This is a genomic window from Streptomyces sp. NPDC091289 (assembly GCF_044757365.1).
In the GTDB taxonomy this organism is placed as follows: domain Bacteria; phylum Actinomycetota; class Actinomycetes; order Streptomycetales; family Streptomycetaceae; genus Streptomyces.
The window spans coordinates 164626-187296 of sequence record NZ_JBIVUT010000012.1; the positions used below are offsets into that span (position 1 = coordinate 164626).

23 protein-coding genes are annotated in these 22671 nt (G+C 74.2%); 9 read left to right on the plus strand and 14 right to left on the minus strand.

Annotated features, from left to right (window positions below; all coding sequences use genetic code 11):
* Positions 1-100 precede the first annotated feature (100 nt).
* The 7 genes from ACIQPT_RS18065 to ACIQPT_RS18095 all read left to right on the plus strand — a co-directional run bounded on the left by ACIQPT_RS18065 (position 101) and on the right by ACIQPT_RS18095 (position 8526).
* The gene (locus ACIQPT_RS18065) at positions 101-1201 is read left to right on the plus strand and encodes an ADP-ribosylglycohydrolase family protein (RefSeq protein ID WP_401156860.1); all 1101 of its coding nucleotides are present in this window, start codon (positions 101-103) and stop codon (positions 1199-1201) included.
* A 386-nt stretch (positions 1202-1587) separates the two neighbouring features.
* Complete coding sequence (locus ACIQPT_RS18070; protein WP_401156861.1) at positions 1588-3102, plus strand: ADP-ribosylglycohydrolase family protein; 1515 nt, start codon at positions 1588-1590, stop codon at positions 3100-3102.
* A complete protein-coding gene (locus tag ACIQPT_RS18075) occupies positions 2999-4222 on the plus strand; it encodes an ADP-ribosylglycohydrolase family protein (RefSeq protein ID WP_401156862.1) in 1224 nt (407 codons plus the stop codon). The genes ACIQPT_RS18070 and ACIQPT_RS18075 overlap by 104 nt, the downstream gene beginning before the upstream one ends.
* Positions 4219-5586, plus strand: coding sequence for an ADP-ribosylglycohydrolase family protein (locus tag ACIQPT_RS18080; RefSeq protein ID WP_401156863.1), 1368 nt, complete (start codon positions 4219-4221; stop codon positions 5584-5586). Before ACIQPT_RS18075 ends, ACIQPT_RS18080 begins: the two co-directional genes overlap by 4 nt.
* A complete protein-coding gene (gene rbsK, locus ACIQPT_RS18085) occupies positions 5583-6467 on the plus strand; it encodes a ribokinase (protein WP_401156864.1) in 885 nt (294 codons plus the stop codon). The genes ACIQPT_RS18080 and rbsK overlap by 4 nt, the downstream gene beginning before the upstream one ends.
* Complete coding sequence (locus ACIQPT_RS18090) at positions 6464-7663, plus strand: CaiB/BaiF CoA transferase family protein (protein WP_401156865.1); 1200 nt, start codon at positions 6464-6466, stop codon at positions 7661-7663. The genes rbsK and ACIQPT_RS18090 overlap by 4 nt, the downstream gene beginning before the upstream one ends.
* Positions 7664-7689: 26 nt before the next feature.
* Positions 7690-8526, plus strand: a complete 837-nt coding sequence (locus ACIQPT_RS18095) for an HpcH/HpaI aldolase/citrate lyase family protein (RefSeq protein WP_401156948.1) — start codon at positions 7690-7692, stop codon at positions 8524-8526.
* A gap of 68 nt (positions 8527-8594) precedes the next feature.
* On the opposite strand, the gene lgt is transcribed toward ACIQPT_RS18095, so the two are convergent.
* The 11 genes from lgt to hisI all read right to left on the minus strand — a co-directional run bounded on the left by lgt (position 8595) and on the right by hisI (position 17982).
* On the minus strand, positions 8595-9608 hold the full coding sequence (lgt, locus tag ACIQPT_RS18100) for a prolipoprotein diacylglyceryl transferase (protein WP_401156866.1): 1014 nt from the start codon (positions 9606-9608) through the stop codon (positions 8595-8597).
* Between the two features lie 98 nt (positions 9609-9706).
* Positions 9707-10594 (minus strand): DsbA family protein, encoded by an 888-nt coding sequence (locus ACIQPT_RS18105; protein WP_401156867.1) that lies wholly within the window; start codon positions 10592-10594, stop codon positions 9707-9709.
* Between the two features lie 86 nt (positions 10595-10680).
* On the minus strand, positions 10681-11493 hold the full coding sequence (gene trpA, locus ACIQPT_RS18110) for a tryptophan synthase subunit alpha (protein WP_401156868.1): 813 nt from the start codon (positions 11491-11493) through the stop codon (positions 10681-10683).
* Complete coding sequence (trpB, locus tag ACIQPT_RS18115) at positions 11490-12776, minus strand: tryptophan synthase subunit beta (RefSeq protein ID WP_401156869.1); 1287 nt, start codon at positions 12774-12776, stop codon at positions 11490-11492. Before trpB ends, trpA begins: the two co-directional genes overlap by 4 nt.
* 142 nt (positions 12777-12918) lie before the next feature.
* Positions 12919-13131: a tryptophan biosynthesis modulator TrpM gene (gene trpM, locus ACIQPT_RS18120; RefSeq protein WP_401156870.1), complete on the minus strand. Its 213-nt coding sequence runs from the start codon at positions 13129-13131 to the stop codon at positions 12919-12921.
* Positions 13132-13153: 22 nt separating this feature from the next.
* Positions 13154-13963 carry an indole-3-glycerol phosphate synthase TrpC gene (trpC, locus tag ACIQPT_RS18125; RefSeq protein ID WP_401156871.1) on the minus strand — a complete coding sequence of 270 codons (810 nt, stop codon included), beginning with the start codon at positions 13961-13963 and terminating at the stop codon, positions 13154-13156.
* A 114-nt stretch (positions 13964-14077) separates the two neighbouring features.
* Complete coding sequence (locus tag ACIQPT_RS18130) at positions 14078-14620, minus strand: DUF2752 domain-containing protein (RefSeq protein WP_401156872.1); 543 nt, start codon at positions 14618-14620, stop codon at positions 14078-14080.
* 423 nt (positions 14621-15043) lie between these two features.
* Entirely contained in the window at positions 15044-15295 is a 252-nt protein-coding gene (locus ACIQPT_RS18135) for an HGxxPAAW family protein (protein ID WP_401156873.1), read from the minus strand.
* 112 nt (positions 15296-15407) lie between these two features.
* Positions 15408-16082 carry a TIGR02234 family membrane protein gene (locus ACIQPT_RS18140; RefSeq protein WP_401156874.1) on the minus strand — a complete coding sequence of 225 codons (675 nt, stop codon included), beginning with the start codon at positions 16080-16082 and terminating at the stop codon, positions 15408-15410.
* Positions 16083-16096: 14 nt separating this feature from the next.
* Positions 16097-17590 carry an anthranilate synthase component I gene (locus tag ACIQPT_RS18145; RefSeq protein ID WP_401156875.1) on the minus strand — a complete coding sequence of 498 codons (1494 nt, stop codon included), beginning with the start codon at positions 17588-17590 and terminating at the stop codon, positions 16097-16099.
* Between the two features lie 11 nt (positions 17591-17601).
* Positions 17602-17982, minus strand: coding sequence for a phosphoribosyl-AMP cyclohydrolase (hisI, locus tag ACIQPT_RS18150; protein ID WP_401156876.1), 381 nt, complete (start codon positions 17980-17982; stop codon positions 17602-17604).
* 84 nt (positions 17983-18066) lie between these two features.
* Between hisI and ACIQPT_RS18155 the strand changes: the two genes are divergently transcribed.
* Entirely contained in the window at positions 18067-18699 is a 633-nt protein-coding gene (locus tag ACIQPT_RS18155) for a TIGR03085 family metal-binding protein (protein WP_401156877.1), read from the plus strand.
* Positions 18700-18720: 21 nt separating this feature from the next.
* Here the strand turns inward: ACIQPT_RS18155 and ACIQPT_RS18160 are convergent, their stop codons facing one another.
* Positions 18721-20049: an MFS transporter gene (locus ACIQPT_RS18160; protein WP_401156878.1), complete on the minus strand. Its 1329-nt coding sequence runs from the start codon at positions 20047-20049 to the stop codon at positions 18721-18723.
* A 72-nt stretch (positions 20050-20121) separates the two neighbouring features.
* Positions 20122-20709 (minus strand): ArsR/SmtB family transcription factor, encoded by a 588-nt coding sequence (locus tag ACIQPT_RS18165; protein WP_401156879.1) that lies wholly within the window; start codon positions 20707-20709, stop codon positions 20122-20124.
* A gap of 114 nt (positions 20710-20823) precedes the next feature.
* On the opposite strand from ACIQPT_RS18165, the gene ACIQPT_RS18170 reads away from it, so the two are divergent.
* Positions 20824-21189, plus strand: a complete 366-nt coding sequence (locus ACIQPT_RS18170; RefSeq protein WP_401156880.1) for a VOC family protein — start codon at positions 20824-20826, stop codon at positions 21187-21189.
* 38 nt (positions 21190-21227) lie between these two features.
* Here ACIQPT_RS18170 and ACIQPT_RS18175 read toward each other — a convergent pair whose 3' ends face one another.
* Entirely contained in the window at positions 21228-22511 is a 1284-nt protein-coding gene (locus tag ACIQPT_RS18175; protein WP_401156881.1) for a PucR family transcriptional regulator, read from the minus strand.
* Positions 22512-22671: the final 160 nt, after the last annotated feature.

Here is a 22671-nt window from a genome sequence, read left to right on the forward strand (position 1 = left end):
CCCTTTTACGGCCCGTTCCCGCCTTCGACCGCTCTCCGCGTGGCACAGATACGCACAGGGCCCGGAAACGGACTCGCCGGACGAGCGGAAGGGCGACGCGATGAACACGGCCGTCGGCAATGACCGGGCCAGGGGTGCGCTGCTGGGACTGGCGGTCGGGGACGCGCTCGGCGCCCCGGCGGAGAACCTGCGGCCCTCCGAGATTCGCCGCCGCTGGGGGCGGATCGAGGGCTTCGTGAGCGATGACCCGGCGGGCACCGACGACACGGAGTACGCGATCTTCTCCGGGCTGCTGCTGGCCCGGCACGGCTCCGCGCTCGACGTCTCCCATGTGGAGCGGGCCTGGCACCACTGGATCGCCGATCTGGACGAGGGCCCGTTCCGGGGGGCCGGGTTCAGCGAGCGCGGCACCCTGGAGAACCTGCGCCGGGGCCTGGCGGCGCCGATCTCGGCCCAGCACCGGCACGCCTGGAGCGACGGGCTCGCCATGCGGGCGGCCCCCTTCGGGGTGTTCGCGGCGGGCCGCCCCGCCGAGGCGGCCCGGCTGGTCGCGGTGGACGGCCGGGTCAGCCACGAGGGCGAGGGGATCTACGGGGGCCAGGCGGTGGCGGCCGGGGTCGCGGCGGCCATGGTCGGCTCGGGCCTGGCCTCGGTGATCGCGGCCGCGCTCTCGGTGGTCCCGATGGACTCCTGGACCGCCCGGTCGCTGCGCCGGGCGGTGGCGGCGGCCCAGCGGCCCTACTCCGACCGGCTCACGATGGAGCGGGCGGTGCGCTCGGCGGTGGTGATCGCCGGCTACCCGTGGACGGACCTCGCGCCGGAGGCGGTGGGCCTGGCGTTCGGGGCGTTCACGGCGGCGCGCGGGGACTTCCGGACGGCGGTGCTCACGGCCGTCAACATGGGCCGCGACGCGGACACGACGGCGGCGGTGGCGGGCGCGCTGGCCGGCGCGCTGAACGGGGAGAGCGCCATCCCGTCGGACTGGGCGGGCGCGATCGGCCCGGTCCGGGGCAGCTGCCTGCCCTCGATGCGCGGCTACCACGTGCTGGACATCGCGGAACTGCTGACACCGGACGACCCGGGAGCGGCCTCGCCGACGGGGGCTCCGCCGGAGCGGGGCGGCGGTCGCGAGCCCTCGGCCGTACGGGACATGGCGTCGGTGGCGGCTTCCTTCGAGCCCGTACGGGAGGAGCAGCGATGACGACGGGAGGCCGAGCGGCCGGGGGCGCTCCGGCGAGGACGGGAGACCGAGCGGCTGGGGGCGCTCCGGCGACAATGACGGAAGCCCGAGCGGCCGGAGACGCCCCGGCGAGGACGACGGGAGGCCGAGCAGCCGGAGACGCCCCGGCGAGGACGACCGCCCGCGCGTCGACCGGAACGCGGTCGAGCCCGGAAACGCGATCGAGCCCCGAAACGACCGCAGGTGAAGCGCCCGGGACCGGGCCGACCATGACCGCCCCACCCCGAGCAGCCGCGGGAACCCCGGCGACGACGACCGGCCGCGATGCCGCCGGGACGCGGTCGGGCCGGGAAACGCGGTCGGGCCCGGCGACGACCGCAGGTGAAGCGCCCGAGGCTGGGCCGGCCATGACCGCCCCACCCGGAGCAACCGCGGGAACCCCGGCGACGACCGCCCGCGAGTCGACCGGAACACGGTCAGGCCCGGAAACGCGATCGAGCCCCGAAACGACCGCAGGTGAAGCGCCCGGGACCGGGCCGGCCATCACCACCCCACCCCGAGCAACCGCGGGAACCCCGGCGACGACCGCCCGCGAGTCGACCGGAACACGGTCGGGCCCGGCGACGACGACCGGCCGCGATACCGCCGGGGCGACGACCGCCCCCGGCGCCCACTCCCCCGATCCCTCCCGCCGCGCCCGGATCGAGGGGCTGCTGCTCGGGCTCGCCTCCGGCGACGCCGCCGGGTGGCCCGCCGCCCGGCACCGGGCGGCCCGGATGCCCGAGTGGACCCGGCGGCTCACCCGGGAGCTGGACACCTTCGCCGAGCAGAACGCCACCACCACGCTCCCGGTGCCCATCGCCCTCAACCAGCCGCCGGAGCCGCTGCGGCTCGGCCCGTCCGACGACGCCGAGTGGGCCGCGTTCGCCGCCCGTACGGTGCTGGCGGCGGCCGACGACGCGGTGGGCCTGACCCCCGGCCGGCGGATGCGGGACGCGGTCGACCGGGCCTGGAACGCACTCGCCGCCACCGTCGCCGCCGCCAGCGCCCGGGCCCCCGAGGTCGAGGCAGCGGTGCTCCCGCTGCGGGCCCGCATCTCGGTACGGGCCGGGCTCGGCAATCTGGCCGCCGGGCTGCGGCCGCCCGCCAGCGGGCACGACAACCCGCACTACTTCGACGACGCCGCGTGCGTGCGGGCCGCCGTGCTCGCCGTGGTCCACCCGGGCGACCCGGAGGAAGCCGCCGCGCTCGCCGAGTTCGACGCCCGCTACACCCAGGACGGCGACGGGGTGCACGGGGCGCGGGCGATGGCGGCCGCCATCGCCGTGGCGCTGGCCGGGGCGGACGTCGACACCGTGGTGAACGCCGCCCTGGACGAGCTCCCCGAGGGCACCGAGATCGCCCGCAACGCCGCGCACGCGGTCCGCCTGGCCCGGGAGTTCGCGGACGAACCGGCCGGGGCGTTCGCCCTGGTCCCGGTGCTGGAACACCAGATCGTGGATCACGTCTACAGCTACGGGATCGCGGCGGCGGAGACCGTACCGGTCGCGCTGGCCCTCACCACCGCCGCCCGGGGCGAGATCGCCCAGGCGATCCCGGCCGCCGCCTGCCTCTCCCGGGTCGCGGACTCCGCACCCGCCCTCGCCGGGGCGCTGACCGGGGCGATCGGCTCGATCACCGCCGTACCGGCGGGCTGGCGCGAGGCCTGCCGCACGCTCGCGGGCTGTGCGCTGCCCCGGCTCGCGGGCACGGACCTGATCGAACTCGCCGGGCTGCTGGCAGCCACGGAACCGGCCACCCCGGGTGGACAATTCCGACATGACGCCCACGACGGCCACATCGACCACGCCGACCACGGAAGCCGCTCCCGCGCCCGCCCCCTCGGCACCACCCCTCTCCCCCAGCACGCCCGGACTCGATGACCGCATCACCCGGGCCCTCGTCGGAGCCGCCGTCGGCGACGCGCTCGGCGGCCCGGTCGAGGGCTGGACCCCCGAGCAGATCACCGAGCGCCACGGCGGCCGGGTGACCGGGATCGTCGGCCCCTGGTACGGCGAGGACTGGCGCACCGCGCGCCCCATCGCGCCGTACCACAAGGGCGACGGGCACGTCACCGACGACACCCTGATGACCCACGCGCTGATCCGGGTCTACGAGAAGGTCCGCGACCACCTCGACGCGTACGCCGTCGCGGACCATCTCGTCCCGGATCTGCTCTCCCCGCGCTGGATCCCGGAGCTGGAGGCCGAGGCGCTGCCGCTCCAGCGGATCTTCCTGGCGGAGAAGTGGATCGTGGCCCGGCTGCACTACGGGCACATCGACCCGCGCGAGGCCGGTGCGGGCAACATCGTCAACTGCGGGGCGGCGATGTACATGGCCCCGGTCGGCCTGGTCAACGCCGGTCATCCGGAGGCCGCGTACGCCGAGGCGCTGGAGGTCGCGGCTCCCCACCAGTCCTCGTACGGGCGGGAGGCCGCCGGGGTCTTCGCGGCCGCCGTCGCCGCCGCCTGCCGCCCGGGCGCCACCCCCGGCACGGTGATCGACGCCGCGCTCGCCCTGGCGAAGGACGGCACCCGCTCCGCGATCGAGGCGGTCTGCGAAGTGGCCGTGCGTCACGACGACTTCGCGCCCGCGCTCGCCCCGCTGCGGGCAGCGGTGGAGCCCTTCGACACGGTGGGCCCCGACTACCGGAGCCCCTCGCTCGGCGCACGCCGCCCCTCCCGGCTGCACGCCATCGAGGAACTCCCCATCGCCCTGGGGATGTTGTTGGTCGGGGGCGGCGACTACCGGCGTACGGTGCTCGGTTCGGTGAACTACGGCCGGGACTGCGACTCCATCGCCACGATGAGCGGGGCGATCGTGGGCGCGCTGGGCGGCGAGATCCCGGCCGACTGGGCGGCCACCGTCGCGGAGGCGAGCCGGCTGGACCTGCACACGCCCGCCCGGGCCCTGGCCGAGGTCGCCCGGGAGGTCTTCGCCCGGGATCTGGAGCGCCGCCGGGCCCACGAGACCGCGTTCACCGCGCTGGCCGGTGCGCGGTGAACGTCCGCCTCACCTGGGTGCAGCCGGAGGATCTGGTCGGGCACGAGCTGCGGCAGGCCGCGCAGGACGGCCGGGACGCCCGGGAGATCGAGGAGCGGTGGTACGCGGCCGGGGGCTCCCCCGCCCCAAACCGCGCGGGCGCGTCCGAGCCGCCCGCACCGCCCCGGCTGCGGGTGCTCGCCGGTGAACTTCTGGACGAACTCGCGTTGCTCGAATCGCCGTTGGCCGCCGACGAGCCGACCGACCTGGACGGGATCGTGGCCGCCTGCCCGCACTGGCCGGGCCCGGTGGACGCACCCTTCCCGGCCGGCCGGGACCGGCTGCACGCGGCCTGGCTGGGCCGCGCGGCAGGCTGTCTCCTCGGCAAGCCGGTCGAGAAGCTGCCGCTGACCGGCATCCGCGCGCTCGCCCGCGCCACCGGCAACTGGCCCCTGACCACCTGGTTCACCGCGCGCGGGGTGCCTGCCGACCTGCTCGCCGCCCACCCCTGGAACCGGCGTTCGGCCCCCACCTCGCTCGCCGAGAACATCGACGGCATGCCGGAGGACGACGACCTCAACTACCCGCTGCTCACCCTGCTGTTGCTACAGCGGCACGGGCGCTCCTTCACCACCGCCGACCTGGCCCGGCTCTGGCTCGACGAACTCCCGGCCGGACGGACCTTCACCGCCGAGCGCATCGCGTACGGCAATCTCCTCGCGGGCGTCGAGCCCCCGGAGACCGCCCGTTTCCGCAACCCGTTCCGGGAGTGGATCGGCGCGCAGATCCGGGCCGACGTGCACGGCTGGACCCGCCCCGGCGACCCGGCCGGGGCCGCCGCCCAGGCGCACCGGGACGCGGTCCTCACCCACACCGGCAACGGGGTGTACGGCGCGATGTTCACCGCCGCCGCGCTGGCCGTGGCGGCGGGCGGCGAGAGCGATGTGCACGGCTGCCTGGCGGCCGGGCTGCGGGTGGTGCCGCCGCACTCGCGCTACGCCCGCGCGGTCCGCCTCGGCGTCGAAACCGCCCGTACGGAAGGGGACTTCGACGTCGTCGTGGACCGGCTGCACGCCGCGTACGCCGACACCCACCACTGGGTGCACGTGCTCCCCAACGCCGCCCTGCTGGCCGCCGCCCTCACCCACGCCGACGGCGACTTCACCCGGTCGATCGGCCACGCGGTCTCCGGGGGCTGGGACACCGACTCCAACGGGGCGACCGCCGGGTCGCTGGCCGGACTGCTGGCGGGCGGGCCGGACGCCCTGCCCGAACACTGGACGGCTCCGCTCAAGAACCGGCTCGCCACCTCCGTACCCGGCTTCGACCGGACCGGGTTCGACACCCTCGCCGCACTGACCCATCAGGAGGCTCTGCGCCCATGACCCGTATCGCGGTGCTCGGCAGCACCAATATGGACCTCGTCGCCTACACCGCCCGCGCCCCCGGCCGCGGCGAGACCGTCACCGGACGGGAGTTCCGGACGATCCCCGGCGGCAAGGGCGCCAACCAGGCCGTCGCCGCCGCCCGCGCGGGCGGCGAGGTGACGATGATCGGCGCGGTCGGCGACGACGTGTACGGCACCCTGCTGCGCGACGGCCTCGAACACGCCGGGGTGGACACCGATCTGCTGCACACCGCCGAGGGCCCCAGCGGCACCGCGCACATCGTGGTGGACGACACCGGGTCCAACGCGATCGTGGTGATCCCCGGCGCCAACGGGGTCGTGACCGCGCTCGGGCCCGGCGAGATCGCGGCGATCGCCGCCGCCGATCTGCTGCTGATGCAGCTCGAACTCCCGCTGTCCGCCGTCGTCGAGGGCGCCCGCGCGGCCCGCGCCCAGGGCGTACGGACCATCCTCACCCCCTCCCCCGTACAGCCCCTGCCCGATGAACTCCTCGACCACATCGACCTGTTGGTCCCCAACGAGCACGAGGCCGCCGAGCTGTCCGGGCAGGCAGAACCGCACGCCGCCGCCCAGATCCTGCTGCGGCAGGTGCCCGAGGTCATCGTCACGCTCGGCGCGAGGGGCTGCCTGTACGCGGCCCGCGGCGGCGAGCCGGTGCTCTTCGAGGCCCCCTCGGTGAACGCCGTCGACACGACCGGCGCCGGGGACACCTTCGTCGGGACGCTGGCCGTGGCGCTCGGCGAGGGGCGGCCGGTCGCCGAGGCGCTGGCCTTCGCCTCATCGGCCGCCGCGCTCTGCGTCCAGAAACCCGGCGCGTCCACGTCCATGCCCTACCGGAGCGAGATCGAGGCAGCATGACCAGCACGGAAGCAGGACCCCTGACCGGGCTGAAGGTCATCGACCTGGCCACCCTCTTCGCCGGGCCGCTCGCGGCCACCATGCTCGGGGACTTCGGCGCCGATGTGATCAAGGTCGAGCACCCCCGTAAGCCGGACCCTTCGCGCGGGCACGGGCCCGCCAAGGACGGGGTCGGCCTGTGGTGGAAGCTGCTCGGCCGCAACAAGCGCGCCCTCACCCTCGACCTGTCCGCGCCGGGCGGCCGGGACGTGCTGCTCCAACTGGCCGCCGAGACGGACGTCATCGTCGAGAACTTCCGGCCCGGCACCCTGGAGCGCTGGGGTCTGGGCCCCGAGGAGCTGCACGCCGTCAATCCGCGTCTGGTGCTGGCCCGGGTCACCGGCTTCGGCCAGTTCGGGCCGTACGCCCACCGCCCCGGCTTCGGGACGCTCGCCGAGGCGATGAGCGGGTTCGCCGCGATCACCGGGGAGCCGGACGGGCCGCCGACGCTGCCGCCGTTCGGGCTCGCGGACTCCATCGCGGCGCTGGCGACGGCGTACGCGGTGATGGCCGCGCTCGCGGGGCGGGAGAAGACCGGCGAGGGGCAGGTGGTGGACCTGGCGATCATCGAGCCGATCCTCACGGTGCTGGGCCCGCAGCCGCTCTGGTACGACCAGCTCGGCTACGTCCAGCCGCGCACCGGCAACCGCTCCCGCAACAACGCCCCGCGCAACACCTACCGCACCGCCGACGGCCACTGGGTCGCGGTCTCCACCTCCGCCCAGTCCGTCGCCGAGCGGGTGATGCGCCTCGTCGGCCGCCCGGACCTGATCGACGAGCCCTGGTTCGGCGCGGGCACCACCCGGGCCGAGCACACCGAGGAGCTGGACGGGGCCGTCGGGCACTGGATCTCCCGGCACAGCCGAGAAGAGGTGCTGAACGGCTTCGAGAAGGCGGAGGCGGCCGTGGCGCCGATCCATGACGTACGGGAGGTGATGGAGGACCCGCAGTACCGGGCGCTGGACACCATCACCGAGGTCGACGACCCGGAGCTGGGGCCGCTGCGGATGCAGAACGTCCTCTTCCGGCTCTCGGACACGCCCGGCGGAATCCGGTGGGCGGGCCGCCCGCACGGCGCGGACACCGACGAGATCCTGGCCGGGCTCGGCCACTCGGAGACCCGGATCGCGGCGCTGCGGGACCAGGGGGCGCTGTGACCGGCCGTCCCGCCTCGGTCCCGCCGCTGCCGGAGGGCCCGCCGCCGCCCGTCGGCCGGCCGCCGCTGACCTGGCTGTACGTTCCCGGGGACCGGCCGGAGGTGGTGGCCAAGGCGCTGGGCTGCGGGGCGGACGTGGTGATCGTCGACCTGGAGGACGCCGTCGCCCCGGACCGTAAGGAGTATGCGCGCTCCGCCACCGCCGAACTCCTCGCGGACCAGGTCACGGCGGCCCCGGACGCGGTGCCGGTCCATGTCCGGGTGCACGGCGAGGACGACATCCGGGCGCTGGCGGAGCTGCCGGGCCTGACCGCGTTCCGGCTGCCGAAGATCACCCATGCGGTCTCGGTGCACCATGTGGCGGCCGTCGCCCCGGGCGTACCGCTGTATCCGCTGCTGGAGTCGGCGCTCGCGATCGAGCACGCGTACTCGATCGCCTCGGCCGACCCCGCCGTACGCGGCATCGCGCTGGGCGAGGCGGACCTACGGGCGGATCTGGGCGTACGGGAGGACGCCGGGCTCGACTGGCCGCGCAGCCGGATCGTGGTGGCGGCCCGGGCGGCGGCCCTTCCGCCGCCCGCCCAGTCGGTGTTCCCGGACGTCCGTGATCTGGACGGGCTGTGGACGTCGTGCGTACGGGGGCGGGGGCTCGGGATGCTGGGCCGGGCGGCGATCCACCCGCGGCAGCTGGAGGTGATCGAGCGGGCGTTCCGGCCGACGGCCGAGGAGATCGAGGCGGCCGAGGAGATCGTCGCGGCCTCGGCGGTGGCGGCGGGGGCGCTGGCGTTGCCGGACGGGAGGTTCGTGGACGCGGCGGTGGTGGCGTCGGCCCGCAGAACGATCGCGCTCGCCGGGCGGGCCTGAGATTCCGGGCCCGCCCGGCGAGCGGGAGGTGTGCGGGGTGGCCGCGCCTGCCGGGCGCGGCCGGTCGGTCAGCTCTTCTCGGCCGCTTCGGCTGCCCCGGCCGCTTCGGTGCTCTCGGCGGTGGCGTCCTTGCCGGACTCGCCCGGCTGGTCCTTCGTGAACGGGTCCTTCTTCTCGGCGGCGTCCGCCGTGGCAGAGCCGTCCTCGTCGGAGCCGTCCCCGTCGGTGGTGCCGTCCTTCTTCTCCGGGGCCTTCTCCGGGGCCGCGTCGCGGTCGGGCTCGACGATCTCCTCGCGGCCCGGCCGGATCTTCGCGGAGACCACGATGTAGACGACGGCGAGGACGAAGACGATGATCGCGGTCCACACGTTCAGGCGGAGGCCCAGGATGTGGTGGGCCTCGTCGACCCGCATGTACTCGATCCAGCCGCGCCCGGCGCAGTAGGCCGCGACGTACAGCGCGAACGCCCGCCCGTGGCCGAGCTTGAAGCGGCGGTCGGCCCAGACGACCAGCAGGGCGACGCCGATGCACCACAGCGACTCGTACAGGAAGGTCGGGTGGTACGTCCCGGCGACCCGGTTCGGGCCGTCGCTGATCTCCAGCGCCCAGGGCAGGTCGGTGGGCTTGCCGTACAGCTCCTGGTTGAACCAGTTGCCCCAGCGGCCGATGGCCTGGGCGATGGCGATGCCCGGGGCCAGTGCGTCGGCCCAGGCGGGCAGCGGGATGCCCCGGCGGCGGCAGGCGATCCAGGCGCCGACGGCGCCGAACGCGATGGCGCCCCAGATGCCGAGGCCGCCCTCCCAGATCTTGAAGGCGTCGACCCAGTTCTCACCGTCGCTGAAATACAGCTGGTAGTCGGTGATCACGTGGTAGAGCCGGCCGCCGACGAGCCCGAAGGGCACCGCCCAGACGGCGACGTCGGCCACGGTGCCGGCTTTACCGCCCCGGGCGATCCAGCGCTTGTTGCCGAACCAGACGGCGACGAAGACACCGATGATGATGCAGAACGCGTAGCCGCGGAGCGGGATCGGGCCGAGCTCGATCACGCCGGTCGACGGGCTGGGAATGAAGGCAAGGTTCATGGCGAGGTCGACGCTACCTTGCCGGGCGGTGGGTACGGCAAGCCACCCGGCAACTTCTGGATAACGAGGGCCGCGTCACTGGCTGGTGCGGGCCCCCGTCAGGAACCGGGGGCGGACGACGGAACGGCCGGGTCGGAGGACTCCTCCGCCGGAGCGGAGGGAGCGGACGGGTCGGACGGGTCGGCGGTGCCCGGCTTCTTGCCCTTGTTGGCCGCGGCGACCCACTTCTTCAGATTCTCCGGGGAGATCTGCTCGTCGCCCTTGCTCGGGAAGACGGACTCCCCGTTGAGCAGCACCGTCGGCGTCCCCTGGAAGCCGCCCTCGCGGAACGCCGTGTCGGACTTCTTCACCCAGCTGTCGTGCTCGCCGTCCTCCACACAGCTGCGGAAGCCCGGCGTGTCGAGCCCCTCGACCTTTCCGGCCAGCTCGATCAGCCGGCTGTTCTTGCCGAAGGCGTCGTCCGGCTCGGGAGGCTGGTTGCTGAAGAGGACGTCGTGATATGGCGCGAACTTGCCGGTGTCCTGGGCGCAGGCGGCGGCGTTGGCGGCGCGCAGCGAGCCGGTGCCGCCGAGGTTGCCGTCGATGATGGTGGCCAGGTGGTACTCCACCTTGACCTGCCCGTCGTCCGCCAGCTCCTTGATGGTGTCGCGGAAGGCGTTCTCGAACTGGGCGCAGACGGGGCAGCGGAAGTCCTCCCAGATCGTGAGGGTGGACGGGGCGTCGGCCGCGCCGACCGGCAGGGTCAGGGCGTCCTCGCCGGTCGCGCCCGACGGGGCGATGGCGGGGCCGGATGCGGTGTCGCCGCCGTCGTCCTTGCCCGCGTTGGCCGCGATCAGGCCGACCACGGCGGCCAGGGCGAGCACCCCGACCACCGCCGAGGCGACGATCAGCGTCCGGCGGCGCTTCTCGCGCCCCTTCTCCCGCTCGCGCTGCTGGGCCAGGCGCTCGCGCGCGCTTCTGTTTCCCTCAGGGATCTTGTCGCTCACACCCGGGGAACGAACCGGGGAGGCACCATCGCGCCTCCCCGGTCCACAATCCATCCATTCGGGTGATTATTCGGGTGCTTTAGGGCTCAGCCCTTTCGAACACCTTCGGCCAGTTCGCCCGCCAGGGAGCGGACGGCGGCGAGGCCGGCGGCCTCGTCGGGGGCGTCCAGCATGGCCTTGACGAAGGCCGAGCCGACGATCACGCCGTCCGCGAACCCGGCGACCTCGGCGGCCTGCGCCGCGTTGGAGACGCCGAGGCCGACGCAGACCGGGAGGTCGGTGGTGGCGCGGGTGCGCTCCACCAGGTCCTGGGCCTGGGCGCCGACGGAGGCACGGGTGCCGGTGACGCCCATCAGGGACGCGGCGTAGACGAAGCCGCTGCCGGCCGCCGTGATGGTGGCGAGGCGGGCGTCCTGGCTGCTGGGGGCGACGACGAAGACGGTGGCGAGGCCGTGCTTCTCGGCGTGTTCGCGCCACAGCGCGGACTCCTGGACCGGCAGGTCGGGCAGGATGCACCCGGCGCCGCCGGCCTCGGCCAGCTCGGCGGTGAAGCGCTCGACGCCGTACCGGTCGATGGGGTTCCAGTACGTCATGACCAGGATCGGGACGCCGGTGGCCTCGTACGCCTCACGGACCGTGCGCATCACGTCGGCGATCCGGACACCGCCGCGCAGGGCGATGTCGTCGGCGGTCTGGATGACCGGCCCGTCGAGGACCGGGTCGCTGTGCGGGAGCCCGATCTCGACGACGTCCGCGCCGCCCGCGATGACGGCCTTGACCGCTTCGATGCCGCCGTCGACGGTCGGGAAGCCCGCCGGGAGGTAGGCGATGAGCGCCGCCCGGTCCGCTGCCTTCGCGGCGGCGAGGGTGGTGTTCAACAGCTCGATGTTGCCGCTCACTTGGCGTCCCCCTCGATCTCGGCGCGGTCGCTGTCGGCGTCCGCCTCGACGGTCGCGTCGGTGTCGTAGAGCCCGAAGTAGCGGGCGGCGGTGTCCATGTCCTTGTCGCCGCGGCCGGACAGGTTGATGAGGATCAGCCCGTCCTTGCCGAGCTCCTTGCCCAGCTCCAGCGCACCGGCGAGCGCGTGGGCGCTCTCGATGGCCGGGATGATGCCCTCGGTACGGGACAGCAGGCGCAGGGCCTGCATGGCCGCGTCGTCGGTGACCGCACGGTACTCGCCGCGTCCGGTGTCCTTGAGGTACGCGTGCTCCGGGCCGATGCCCGGGTAGTCCAGGCCCGCCGAGATGGAGTACGGCTCGGTGATCTGGCCCTCGTCGTCCTGGAGGACGTAGGAGCGCGAGCCGTGCAGGATCCCGGGCTCCCCCGCGGTGAGGGTCGCCGCGTGCTCGCCGGTCTCCACGCCGTGTCCGGCGGGCTCGCAGCCCACCAGGCGGACCTCGGCGTCGGGGATGAAGGCGTGGAAGAGGCCGATGGCGTTGGAGCCGCCGCCGACACAGGCGACCGCCGCGTCCGGGAGGCGGCCCGCGCGCTCCAGGATCTGGCGGCGGGCCTCGACGCCGATGACGCGGTGGAAGTCGCGGACCATGGCCGGGAAGGGGTGCGGGCCGGCGACCGTGCCGAAGAGGTAGTGGGTGCGGTCCACGTTGGCGACCCAGTCGCGGAACGCCTCGTTGATGGCGTCCTTCAGGGTCCGCGAACCGGACTTCACGGCGACGACCTCGGCGCCGAGCATCCGCATCCGGGCCACGTTCAGGGCCTGGCGCTCGGTGTCGATCTCGCCCATGTAGATGGTGCAGTCGAGGCCGAAGAGGGCGCAGGCGGTCGCGGTGGCGACGCCGTGCTGGCCGGCTCCGGTCTCGGCGATGACGCGGGTCTTGCCCATGCGCTTGGTGAGGAGCGCCTGGCCCAGCACATTGTTGATCTTGTGCGAGCCGGTGTGGTTCAGGTCCTCGCGCTTGAGGAAGATCCGGGCGCCGCCGGCGTGCTCGGCGAAGCGCGGCACCTCGGTCAGCGCGCTGGGGCGGCCGGTGTAGTCGACCATCAGTTCGTTGAGCTCGGCGGCGAACGCCGGGTCGGCCTTGGCCTTGTCGTACTCGACGGCGACCTCGTCCACGGCGGCGACGAGCGCCTCCGGGATGAACTTGCCGCCGTACGCGCCGAAATAGCCCTCGGCGCTGGGGATCAGACCCTCGGGGTCCGGAATGAAGAAGTCGGACGACATGCGACGTGCTCCTTGGCATGGCAACGGATGGATGCACCGTATGCGCGGAGGAGCGAGCGCCACCGGGACCGGCATGCGGTCGGGGCGGTGCGGTCGTACGTACGGGATGGGACGGGTGCTGCGGTACGTCGGCCGGGGCTCGCTACTGCGCGGACCCCGGGCGCCATCGCATCCCGTTCACCTGGCCGGGCTCGTCGCCGATCACGTACCGCACGCGCCGTCCGTGCACGCGCCGGGCGGGGGCGCGGCAGCCGCGGGGGCGGCACCCGCGCGCCAGCGGGGCGTGCGGGTCCCGGGCCGGGGCCCCGGCCAGGCCGAGGCCCGGCCGGGTGCGGGGCACGGGACGTCCGGTCATGGTCGCTGTCGTCCGTCCCCGGTCAGCCGCGGCCGTGGCGGAGCGCCGGGTGGGCGCCCGCGGCGACCAGGTCGGCGACGGCGGCGCGCGGGTCGCGGCCGGTGACCAGCGACTCGCCGACCAGGACGGCGTCGGCGCCGGCGTTGGCGTACGCGATCAGGTCGTGCGGGCCCCGGACGCCGGACTCGGCGACCTTGACGATGTGGCCGGGGATCTCGGGGGCGACGCGCTCGAAGGTGGAGCGGTCGACCTTGAGGTCCTTCAGGTTGCGCGCGTTGACGCCGATGATCTTGGCTCCGGCGTCCACGGCGCGCTCCGCCTCCTCCTCGTCGTGCGCCTCGACGAGCGGGGTGAGCCCGATCGACTCGGCGCGCTCGATCAGGGAGACGAGGGCCTCCTGGTCGAGGGCGGCGACGATCAGCAGGGCGAGGTCGGCGCCGTACGCCCGGGCCTCCCACAGCTGGTACGAGGTGACGATGAAGTCCTTGCGCAGGATCGGGGTGTCGACCTTGGCGCGGACGGCCTCCAGGTCGCCGAGCGAGCCGCCGAAGCGGCGCTCCTCGGTGAGGACCGAGATGACGGACGCGCCGCCCGCCTCGTAGTCCGCGGCGAGCGCGGCCGGGTCGGCGATGGCGGCAAGGGCCCCCTTGGAGGGGGACGAGCGCTTGACCTCGCAGATGACGGTCACGCCCTCGCCGCGCAGGGCGGCGACTCCGTCCTTGGCCTGGGGAGCGCGGGCCGCGCGCTCCTTCAGCTCGTCGAGGCTGACACGCGCCTGCCGCTCCGCGAGGTCGGCGCGAACGCCGTCGATGATCTCGTCGAGCACACTCACGCGAGCGGCCCCCTTCCGAACGGTGATGAGGGAACAGGATCAGCCATACCGATGGTATCCGCAGGAGGGCCCGGGGCTCGCATCCGGCCACGCCGCGTCCCACTACCTGGGCATTCAGGGGGCGAGCGCCGAGCCGAACGGCAGATTCCGGACCACGGTGAAGATCAGCAGGACGGCCCCCACGCCCCACCACCAGACGGGTGCGAGACCGATCCGCAGGGGCTGTCCGCGCCAGGCCCTGGCCAGCCAGAGGACCCAGACGGCGGCGAAGAGGAAGTAGCCGACGGTGGCGATCGCGTTGGCGGAAAACGCCGCGCCGAGATCGCCGTGGATGAAGGCGTGGGCGCTGCGGAGTCCGCCGCAGCCGGGGCAGAGGACGCCGGTCAGCTTGAGCAGCGGGCAGACGGGGTAGTGGCCGGGGTCGTTGGGGTCGACGGTGCCGACGTAGGTGAAGGCGGTGGTGACGGCGGCGAGGATGCCGAGGGGGGTGGCGAGCCGACGCACCCGTCCCGGCGGGCCCGGCGGGCGGCCCACCTGGCCCTCCCGGTGGCCCACCTGGCCCGTCCGGGGGCCCATCCAGCCCGTTGGGGGGCCCGCCTGGCCCATCCAGCCCGTCCGGCGTTTGAGGACGGAACCGTGGCCGTGGGGGCCGGGCACCTGCGAGGACCCTTCGCCCGAGGGGCCAGTGAGCTCCGGGCCCACCCCCGCGGGGGTTCCGTCCTCAAACGCCGGACGGGCTGGGGTGGCGGGGGTTCCGTCCTCACGCGGCGGACGGGCTGAGAAGGCGGGGGCTCCGTCCTCGCTCGGCGGACGGGCTGAGAAGGCGGGGGCTCCGTCCTCACGCGGTGGGCGGGCCATGTCCGGGGTCGGGCAGACCGTCAGGGGCATGTTCCAGGGGCCGACGCCGTCCGGCACGGCGTCCGGGCGGGCCGGGTCGGATCCGGAGTCCGGCGGCGGGGCTGCGGAGGGGGTAGGTGAGGCGTCCACCCGGTGATTGTCCCCCGTCGATGCGAAAAGGCGCAGCCCCACCGGGGCTGCGCCTGTCTGCGTGTCGGTCGCCGGGACGGGCCGGCGTCCGGGTCAGTGGGAGATCTGCGCCTGCCCCGCGCGCTCCCTGGCCTCGACCAGCTCGGCCGACTCCTTCGGCATGCCGAGGCCGGCGGCCTTCATGGCGAGGCCCACGAGTCCGCCGGCGAAGATGACGGCGATACCGGCCCAGAAGCCGAGCGGGTTGGCCGCGACCATGAAGACGCCTGCGACGCAGAAGCCGATGAAAGCAATGATGACACCGGTCCAGGCGGCCGGGGTGTGTCCGTGGCTGCTGCCCGCCATGAGTTGCTCCTCGTTGGTGTTGCGCTGTGGGTGACGCTGTACGTGTGGCCGCCGCCCGGGGGACGGCTCGGGTCCATTGTCCCGTACGGGGCCGCGAGAGGTGAGCGTGGGGTCACGCCTCGCGCGTCGGGTCCTCGCCGCGGTCCAGGGCCTTCCACAGGTCCTCGGGCCGGTCCGGGTCGGGGGCGGTGCGGGGCGCCTTGCCGGGGCGGGGGGTGCCGTCGCGTTCGTACTTTCCGGACATGGCGGGCCAGCGGCTGCCGTAGCGCAGTGCGAGGAGCCCGGCCAGCAGGATCAGCAGGCCGCCGGCGGCGGTGACGTACGGCCAAGCGGTGTGGCTCAGGGCGTCGATGGTGGCCGCCGTGTCGCCGGTGGTCCTGGCGGCCTCCTCGTCGAGGGCCGTGCTGTCGGACGCGCCGGCCCAGGCGCTGAGCGTGGCTCCCAGTCCGCTGAGGGCGAGGAGGGCGGCGACGATCCGGCGGCCGGCGCCGCGTACGGCGAAGACGGCGACGAGCGCGGCGAGGCCGACGATGGCCAGCGCCGCCGGAACGCCGGTGACGTCCTGGCCGTCGACGGCCAGCGGCAGCGCGCCGCCGCCGGTGGCCGCGTCACCCTCCGCCCAGGTCTGCCCGGAGGCGAGGAGGACGACGGTCGCGCCGGCCGCGCCGAGGAGCAGACCGGCCGCGAGACTGCGGCGGCTCCCTGCGGAGTCGGGCGCGGCGCCGGTGGCGGAGTCGGCGGTTCGGGCACGGGGCTGGGGTACGGGGACAGCACTCACGCCCTCCACTATCCCCTACCGGTTCAGCGGTCGTGGAGCCGGTTGGCGGTATGGACGGCGCGGAGCACGGCGGCCGCCTTGTTGCGGCACTCGGTGTCCTCGGCGACCGGGTCGGAGTCGGCGACGACACCGGCTCCGGCCTGGACGTACGCGGTGCCGTCGCGGAGCAGGGCGGTCCGGATGGCGATGGCGGTGTCGGAGTCCCCGGCGAAGTCGAGGTAGCCGACGCAGCCCCCGTACAGTCCGCGGCGGCTCGGCTCCAGCTCCTCGATGATCTGCATGGCGCGGGGCTTGGGGGCGCCGGAGAGGGTGCCCGCGGGGAAGCAGGCGGTCAGCACGTCGAAGGCGGTGCGGTCCTCGGTGACGCGGCCGGTGACGGTGGAGACGATGTGCATCACGTGGGAGTAGCGCTCGATCGACATGAAGTCGACGACCTCGACGCTGCCCGGTTCGCAGACCCGGCCCAGGTCGTTGCGGCCGAGGTCGACGAGCATCAGGTGCTCGGCGCGCTCCTTGGGGTCGGCGAGGAGCTCGTCGGCGAGCGCCTGGTCCTCCTGCGGGGTGACGCCCCGGTGCCGGGTGCCGGCGATCGGGTGGACCATGGCCCGGCCGTCCTCGACCTTGACGAGGGCCTCGGGGCTGGAGCCGACGACGTCGAACCCGTCGAAGCGGAAGAGGTACATGTACGGGGACGGGTTGGTGGCCCGCAGCACCCGGTAGACGTCCAGGGCGCTCGCGGTGCACGGGGTCTCGAAGCGCTGGGAGGGGACGACCTGGAAGGCCTCGCCCGCCCGGATCCGCTCCTTGATGTCCATGACGGCGTCCTGGTAGGCCTCGCCGCCCCAGAGCGCGGTGTACGGCGGCAGCTCGGACGGGGGCAGGACGGCGGGGGCGTTCTCGACGGGGCGGCGCAGGTCGCGTTCCATCGCGTCGAGGCGGGCGACGGCGTCCGCGTGTGCCTCGTCGACGCCGGTGTCGAGGTCGTTGTGGTTGATCGCGTTGGCGATCAGCAGGACGGTGCCGTTCTGGTGGTCGAGGACGGCGAGGTCCGAGGTGAGGAGCATGGTCAGCTCGGGCAGCTTCAGGTCGTCGCCGCCGTGCTCGCCGATCTTCTCCAGGCGGCGGACGACGTCGTAGCCGAGGTAGCCGACCATGCCGCCGGTGAACGGCGGCAGGCCCGCGTCGCTCACCAGGTCGCGCGGGGTGTGCAGGGTCTCGACGGTGGCGCGCAGGGCGTCCAGCGGGTCGCCGGCCACGGGGACGCCGACGGGCGGGGTGCCGAGCCAGTGGGCCTCGCCGTCGCGGGCGGTGAGGGTGGCGTCGCTGCGGACGCCGATGAAGGAGTAGCGCGACCAGGTCCGGCCGTTCTCGGCGGATTCCAGGAGGAAGGTGCCGGTGCGTTCCGCGGCGAGCTTGCGGTACAGGCCGACCGGGGTGTCTCCGTCCGCGAGGAGGCGGCGGCTGACGGGGACGACGCGCCGGTCGACGGCCAGCTTGCGGAAGGTGTCGAGATCCATGGCCGGTGACCTTACTGGGCGGGAGGAAGGATGACGTCGGCGTCGAAGCAGGTGCGGTCGCCCGTGTGGCAGGCGGCGCCGGTCTGGTCGACCTTGACCAGCACGGTGTCGGCGTCGCAGTCCAGGGCGACGGACTTCACGTGCTGGACGTGACCGGAGGTGTCGCCCTTGACCCAGTACTCCTGGCGGCTGCGCGACCAGTAGGTGCAGCGGCCCGTGGTGAGGGTGCGGTGCAGCGCCTCGTCGTCCATCCAGCCGAGCATCAGCACCTCGCCGGTGTCGTACTGCTGGGCGATGGCCGGGACCAGGCCGTCGGCGCCGCGCTTGAGGCGGGCGGCGATGGCCGGGTCGAGGTTGCTGGCGGGCGGCGTGGCGCCGGGCGTGCTGGTCATGGGCCCATTGTGCCGTGGCCGCGAGGACTTTCCGGGCGGACGTCCACTGGGCGGACCCGGGGTGACGGTCGTACGCTGGCGGGCATGTCGACCCATGCGAAGCGTGAACGTCTTCTGCTCGCCGATCTGTTGGAAGCGGCCGGTCCCGAGGCCATGACGCTGTGCGACGGCTGGAAGACCCGCGATCTGGCCGCCCATGTGGTGGTCCGCGAACGCCGTGCGGACGCGGCGGGCGGGCTGCTGGTGAGCGCGCTGAAGGCCCGGCTGGAGCGGGTGCAGGCGGAGTTCGCGGCGAAGCCGTACGAGGAACTGATCCAGCTGATCCGCACCGGTCCGCCCCGGTTCTCCCCGATGTCCCTCAAGCAGATCGACGAGGCGGCGAACACCGTCGAATTCTTCGTCCACACGGAGGATGTGCGCCGGGCCCAGCCCGACTGGTCGCGCCGCGAGCTGGACCCGGTCTTCTCCGATGTGCTGTGGTCCCGGACCGAGAAGACGGCCCGGCTGCTGGGCCGCAGGTCCCCGGTGGGGCTGGTGCTGCGCCGCCCGGACGGCCAGACGGCGGTCGCCCACAAGGGGACCCCGGTGGTGACGGTGACCGGGGAGCCCGCCGAGCTGCTGCTGTACGCGTTCGGCCGGCAGGACGCGGCGGACGTCGAGGTGGAGGGCGACGAGGCGGCGGTGGAGCGGCTGAAGTCGGCGGAGCTGGGGATGTAGCCCGCAGCGGAGCCGGGCAGGTCAGCGGGGCAGTTCGGCGCGGCGGAGCGTGGTGATGGTCAGGCCCATCGCGCCGCCTGCCGCGCACACGGCCGCGCTGACCGCGAAGACCGGCCCGGTGCCCCAGAGGGCGACGGCGGCCCCGGTGACGGGGTAGCTCAGCGGGGCGATGGCGTAGGTGAAGAAGGTCGATACGGACGTGACCCGGCCCAGGTAGGCGGGGTCGGCGGAGGTCTGGACGAGGGCTCCGCACAGCGCACCGGCCAGGCCCGCCGTGAGGCCGACGAACGCGGCGATCGCGGCGGCGAGGGCCACCGAGGGGACCTGCGCCAGGGCGGCGATGCCGGTGGCGCCGACGAGGGCCATCAGACACATCACCGTTCCGGCGCGCGGCACCCGGCCCCGGACGGCGAGGACGAGGGCGGACCCGGCCGCGCCCGTGGCGAATCCTGCGACGATCCAGCCCATGCCGGCCGCGCCCCAGCCGCGCTGCTCGGAGAGCAGGATCATCCCGAGGTTGAGCGGCCCGACGAAGCCGAGCTCGCTGAGGGCGATGACGAGCATGAGCGGGCCGAGCAGGGGGTGGCGGCGGATGTACCGGAGCCCGTCGCCGAGGTCCTGCCAGGCGTTCGGCGTCTCCTGCGTCTCCTGCGTCTCCTGCGTCTTCTGCGTCTGCTGTGTCTCCTGCGTTCCTGTGAGCGCCCCGTCGGCATCGGGCGGTGTCTCCCCCTGCTTCACCGGCCCGGGCAGCGGTCCGATCCGCAGGCTCAGGAGCAGCGGCAGGGACAGGGCGAACAGCACTCCGGCGGCGGCGAAGGCGAGCGAGGGCCCGCCGACGGCCACGGCGACACCGCCCATCGGCGCGCCGATGATCGAGGAGCCGCGCGCGGCCAGTGCGCGCAGGCCCTGGATCCGGGCGAGCTGGCCCGGGGTGCTGATCCGGGGCGGCAGCGCTCCGACGGCGGGCAGGAACAGGGCGTCGACCACGCCGAAGAGCACGGCGACGACGACCAGGACGCCCACGGTGGGTGCGGTGAGGACCAGGGTGGCGGCGAGCCCGAGGACGAGGAGTGCGCGGGCGGCGTCGCTGCCGATGACGACGCGGCGGGGCCCGAGCCGGTCGGCGAGCACTCCCCCGCCGAGCATCAGGAGGGCCCGGGGTATCGAGCCGGCGGCGAGGACCAGGCCGGTGCCGGAGGCGCTGCCGGTGCGGGCGGCGGCCCAGGCGAGGGCCATGAAGTAGACGCTGTCGCCGATCATCGACGCGGAGTACGCGCCGAGCCAGCGCAGGACGTTCGGGTCGCGGTGCGCGGGGCGTTCGGGTGCTTCGGTCGCCGGGGCGGCGGTCATACCTGCGTCCTTGCGGTCGTGCCCGCGTCCCTTGACGGGAGGGGCGGCGGGTGACGGGTGGGGGCGGCGGGTTCAGGGGCGGAAGGGGAATCCGTAGGTGTGCAGGGCGACGCTCTCCCGGCCCTCGGTGTCGCCCGCCTCCTCGCGGGCGCGGCCGGCTTCCTCGTAGCGGTCGATCAGCGCGCCCATCTCCCGGCTGAGGGCGGCCAGTTCCTCCGCGGTGAGGCGGAGGAGGTTCTCCGCGCTCCAGGAGGCGCTGCGCCAGTCCGCACCCCAGGTGTGCCGTGCGTCCTGGTGGGCCCGGTAGAGCTCGACGTGCTGGTCGAAGGACATCCGGTTGGCGGCGGCGTAGACGGCCGCCCTGTCGGGCGCGTCGTCGAAGTCCTCGTCGCTGAAGGTGAGGCCCCGGGAGGACGGCTGCCACCAGCGTTCCCGGCCGTCGGTGCCCTGCCCCTCGGCGGGCTCGATCAGTCCGTGGTCGGCGAGCTTGCGCAGGTGGTAGCTGACGAGGGAGACCGCCTCGTCGACCTGGTCGGCGAGCTGGGAGGCGGTGGCGGTGCGCTTGATGTGCAGGGCCCGGTAGAGCTTCAGGCGCAGGGGATGGCCGATCGCCTTGAGGGTGTCGAGGTCGGAGACGCGGCGTCGTTCTTCACTGGGCATGACTCGACCGTAGACGCACAGGAAAAGTTGCGCAAGAAGAATTGCGCAATATTTGTTGCGGAGTTCTGCGGCAAAGCGGAGACAGGTCCGCGGAAGCCGTGGGAGGCTGGCGCCATGCTTGATCACATCGCGATCCAGGTACGAGATGTGGCGGCGAGCGCACGCTTCTACGAAGCCGTTCTCGCGCCCCTCGGCGGCAAACGGACCAAGGAGTTCGGCGAGAACATCGGCTTCGGAACCACTGGCCATGTGTTCTGGCTCGTCCCCGCGACCGACGAGGCTTCCGCTCGCGAGGTGCATCTGGCCTTCACCGGACCGGATCGCGCGGCGGTCGACGCGTTCCATGCCGCCGCCGTCGCAGCCGGCGCCGAATCCCTGCACACCCCGCAGGTGTGGCCCGCCTATCACGCGTCCTATTACGGAGCCTTCGTCCGTGATCCCGACGGCAACAACATCGAAGCCGTCTGCCACACCCCGTAGTCCGCACCGGCGAAAGCGCCCGGCGCCCCCTTTCGGGCCTACCCCCGGAGCAGCCGCCGCGCCGCCAGGGCGAGCGACACCTCGACCGCGTCCCGGGGGCGGGTGAGGCAGCGCCCGGTGAGCTGCTCGAAGCGGCGGAGGCGGTTGAGGACGGTGTTGCGGTGGCAGTAGAGCTTCGCGCCCGCCCGCTGCGCCGAGCCGTCCACGTCCAGCCAGGCGGTGAGGGTCTCCACGATGACATCGCGGTCGGCGGGGTCCAGCCGGTCCAGCGGGCCCAGCACCCGGTCGGCGAGCGCCCCGGCGAGGGCCGGGGAGGACACCACCAGGGCGTCCGGGAGGTGCTCGTCGAGCAGGACGGTGCCCCCGGACGCGGGACAGGCGCGCAGCGCGGTCTCCGCCAGCCGCCGGGCGTCGCCGAGCGCGGCCAGCCCCTCGACGGCGGAGCCGATCCCGGCCCGGGTGCCGGCCGGGACGTCCAGCGCGGCGGCCAGCGCGCTCAGCTCGCCGGGCGGGCCCGTCAGCGACAGGATCGCGAACTCGGCCTCCGGGCCCGGGTGCCAGAGCACCGCCGCCTCCGGGGCGGTGGCGGGCAGCACCAGCGGCGGGCGGGTCGCGGACCCCGGCCCGTGCGGGGCGGCGGCCACCGCGAGCACCGCGTACCGGCCCTGCTCCGGCAGGCCCAGCATCGCGGCCGCCTCGGCGAGGTCCGCGATCCGGGCGGTGCCGTCCAGCAGGGCGGCGACCATGAGCCGCTGCCGGTTCTCCCGCCGCCAGGACAGCCGCCGCTCGGCCTGGCGGTAGGCGTCCGCGACGATCCCGCAGTGCTCGTCGACGAAGTTCCACACGTCGGCGGCGACATGGACGAGCAGCCGTACGTCGTCGGGGTCGCGCCGGGCGGTCTCGTCCACGAGGTCCTGCCAGACCATCGCGCCGCCCATCCGGAAGGCGTGCAGGACGGCGTCGAGCGGCACGCCCTGTTCGGCGCGGATCTCGCCGATCCAGCGGGAGGTGCGGTGGGCGGGCTCCCGGAACTCCCGGGGCTGGATCAAGGAGCCCACGTTGTGCCGCAGCGAGTGATGGACCTCCTGCCAGACCTCGGCCCGGTCGGACTCGATGGCCGCCCGGTAGCCGGGCTCCTGGGCGTACAGGGCCTCGACGAGCCGGTCGGTCAGGGCCGGCAGCGACGCGACGAGGACCCGGGCGGCCCGGTGCAGCACCTCCACGGCCTCACGGTCCGCCAGGGACCGGAAGCGGTGCGGCAACGGCGTTGCCGGGGGCGGGCCGTGCAGCGCCCCGGTCCGCGGACGTACGACCTGTGGCATGGCGGCCTCCACCGGGATTCGGCCGGCCGCGCGAGCGGCGGGCGGGGCACACCCGGCCCGGACGGGGCGCGAGCGCGTCGACACGATCCTGACGCCCGCAGAATGACATACCGCCCAGTCGGTACCTAGGGGTCTGCGCGGAACTCGTCATCACGGTCTG

Coding starts and splice junctions, on each gene's coding strand:
- ACIQPT_RS18065 (WP_401156860.1), top strand. CDS start 101: ATGAACACGGCCGTCGGCAATGACCGGGCCAGGGGTGCGCTGCTGGGA.
- ACIQPT_RS18070 (WP_401156861.1), top strand. CDS start 1,588: ATGACCGCCCCACCCGGAGCAACCGCGGGAACCCCGGCGACGACCGCC.
- ACIQPT_RS18075 (WP_401156862.1), top strand. CDS start 2,999: ATGACGCCCACGACGGCCACATCGACCACGCCGACCACGGAAGCCGCT.
- rbsK (WP_401156864.1), top strand. CDS start 5,583: ATGACCCGTATCGCGGTGCTCGGCAGCACCAATATGGACCTCGTCGCC.
- ACIQPT_RS18090 (WP_401156865.1), top strand. CDS start 6,464: ATGACCAGCACGGAAGCAGGACCCCTGACCGGGCTGAAGGTCATCGAC.
- lgt (WP_401156866.1), bottom strand. CDS start 9,608: ATGAACCTTGCCTTCATTCCCAGCCCGTCGACCGGCGTGATCGAGCTC.
- trpB (WP_401156869.1), bottom strand. CDS start 12,776: ATGTCGTCCGACTTCTTCATTCCGGACCCCGAGGGTCTGATCCCCAGC.
- trpM (WP_401156870.1), bottom strand. CDS start 13,131: ATGACCGGACGTCCCGTGCCCCGCACCCGGCCGGGCCTCGGCCTGGCC.
- ACIQPT_RS18135 (WP_401156873.1), bottom strand. CDS start 15,295: ATGGCGGGCAGCAGCCACGGACACACCCCGGCCGCCTGGACCGGTGTC.
- ACIQPT_RS18145 (WP_401156875.1), bottom strand. CDS start 17,590: ATGGATCTCGACACCTTCCGCAAGCTGGCCGTCGACCGGCGCGTCGTC.
- hisI (WP_401156876.1), bottom strand. CDS start 17,982: ATGACCAGCACGCCCGGCGCCACGCCGCCCGCCAGCAACCTCGACCCG.
- ACIQPT_RS18155 (WP_401156877.1), top strand. CDS start 18,067: ATGTCGACCCATGCGAAGCGTGAACGTCTTCTGCTCGCCGATCTGTTG.
- ACIQPT_RS18160 (WP_401156878.1), bottom strand. CDS start 20,049: ATGACCGCCGCCCCGGCGACCGAAGCACCCGAACGCCCCGCGCACCGC.
- ACIQPT_RS18165 (WP_401156879.1), bottom strand. CDS start 20,709: ATGCCCAGTGAAGAACGACGCCGCGTCTCCGACCTCGACACCCTCAAG.
- ACIQPT_RS18170 (WP_401156880.1), top strand. CDS start 20,824: ATGCTTGATCACATCGCGATCCAGGTACGAGATGTGGCGGCGAGCGCA.
- ACIQPT_RS18175 (WP_401156881.1), bottom strand. CDS start 22,511: ATGCCACAGGTCGTACGTCCGCGGACCGGGGCGCTGCACGGCCCGCCC.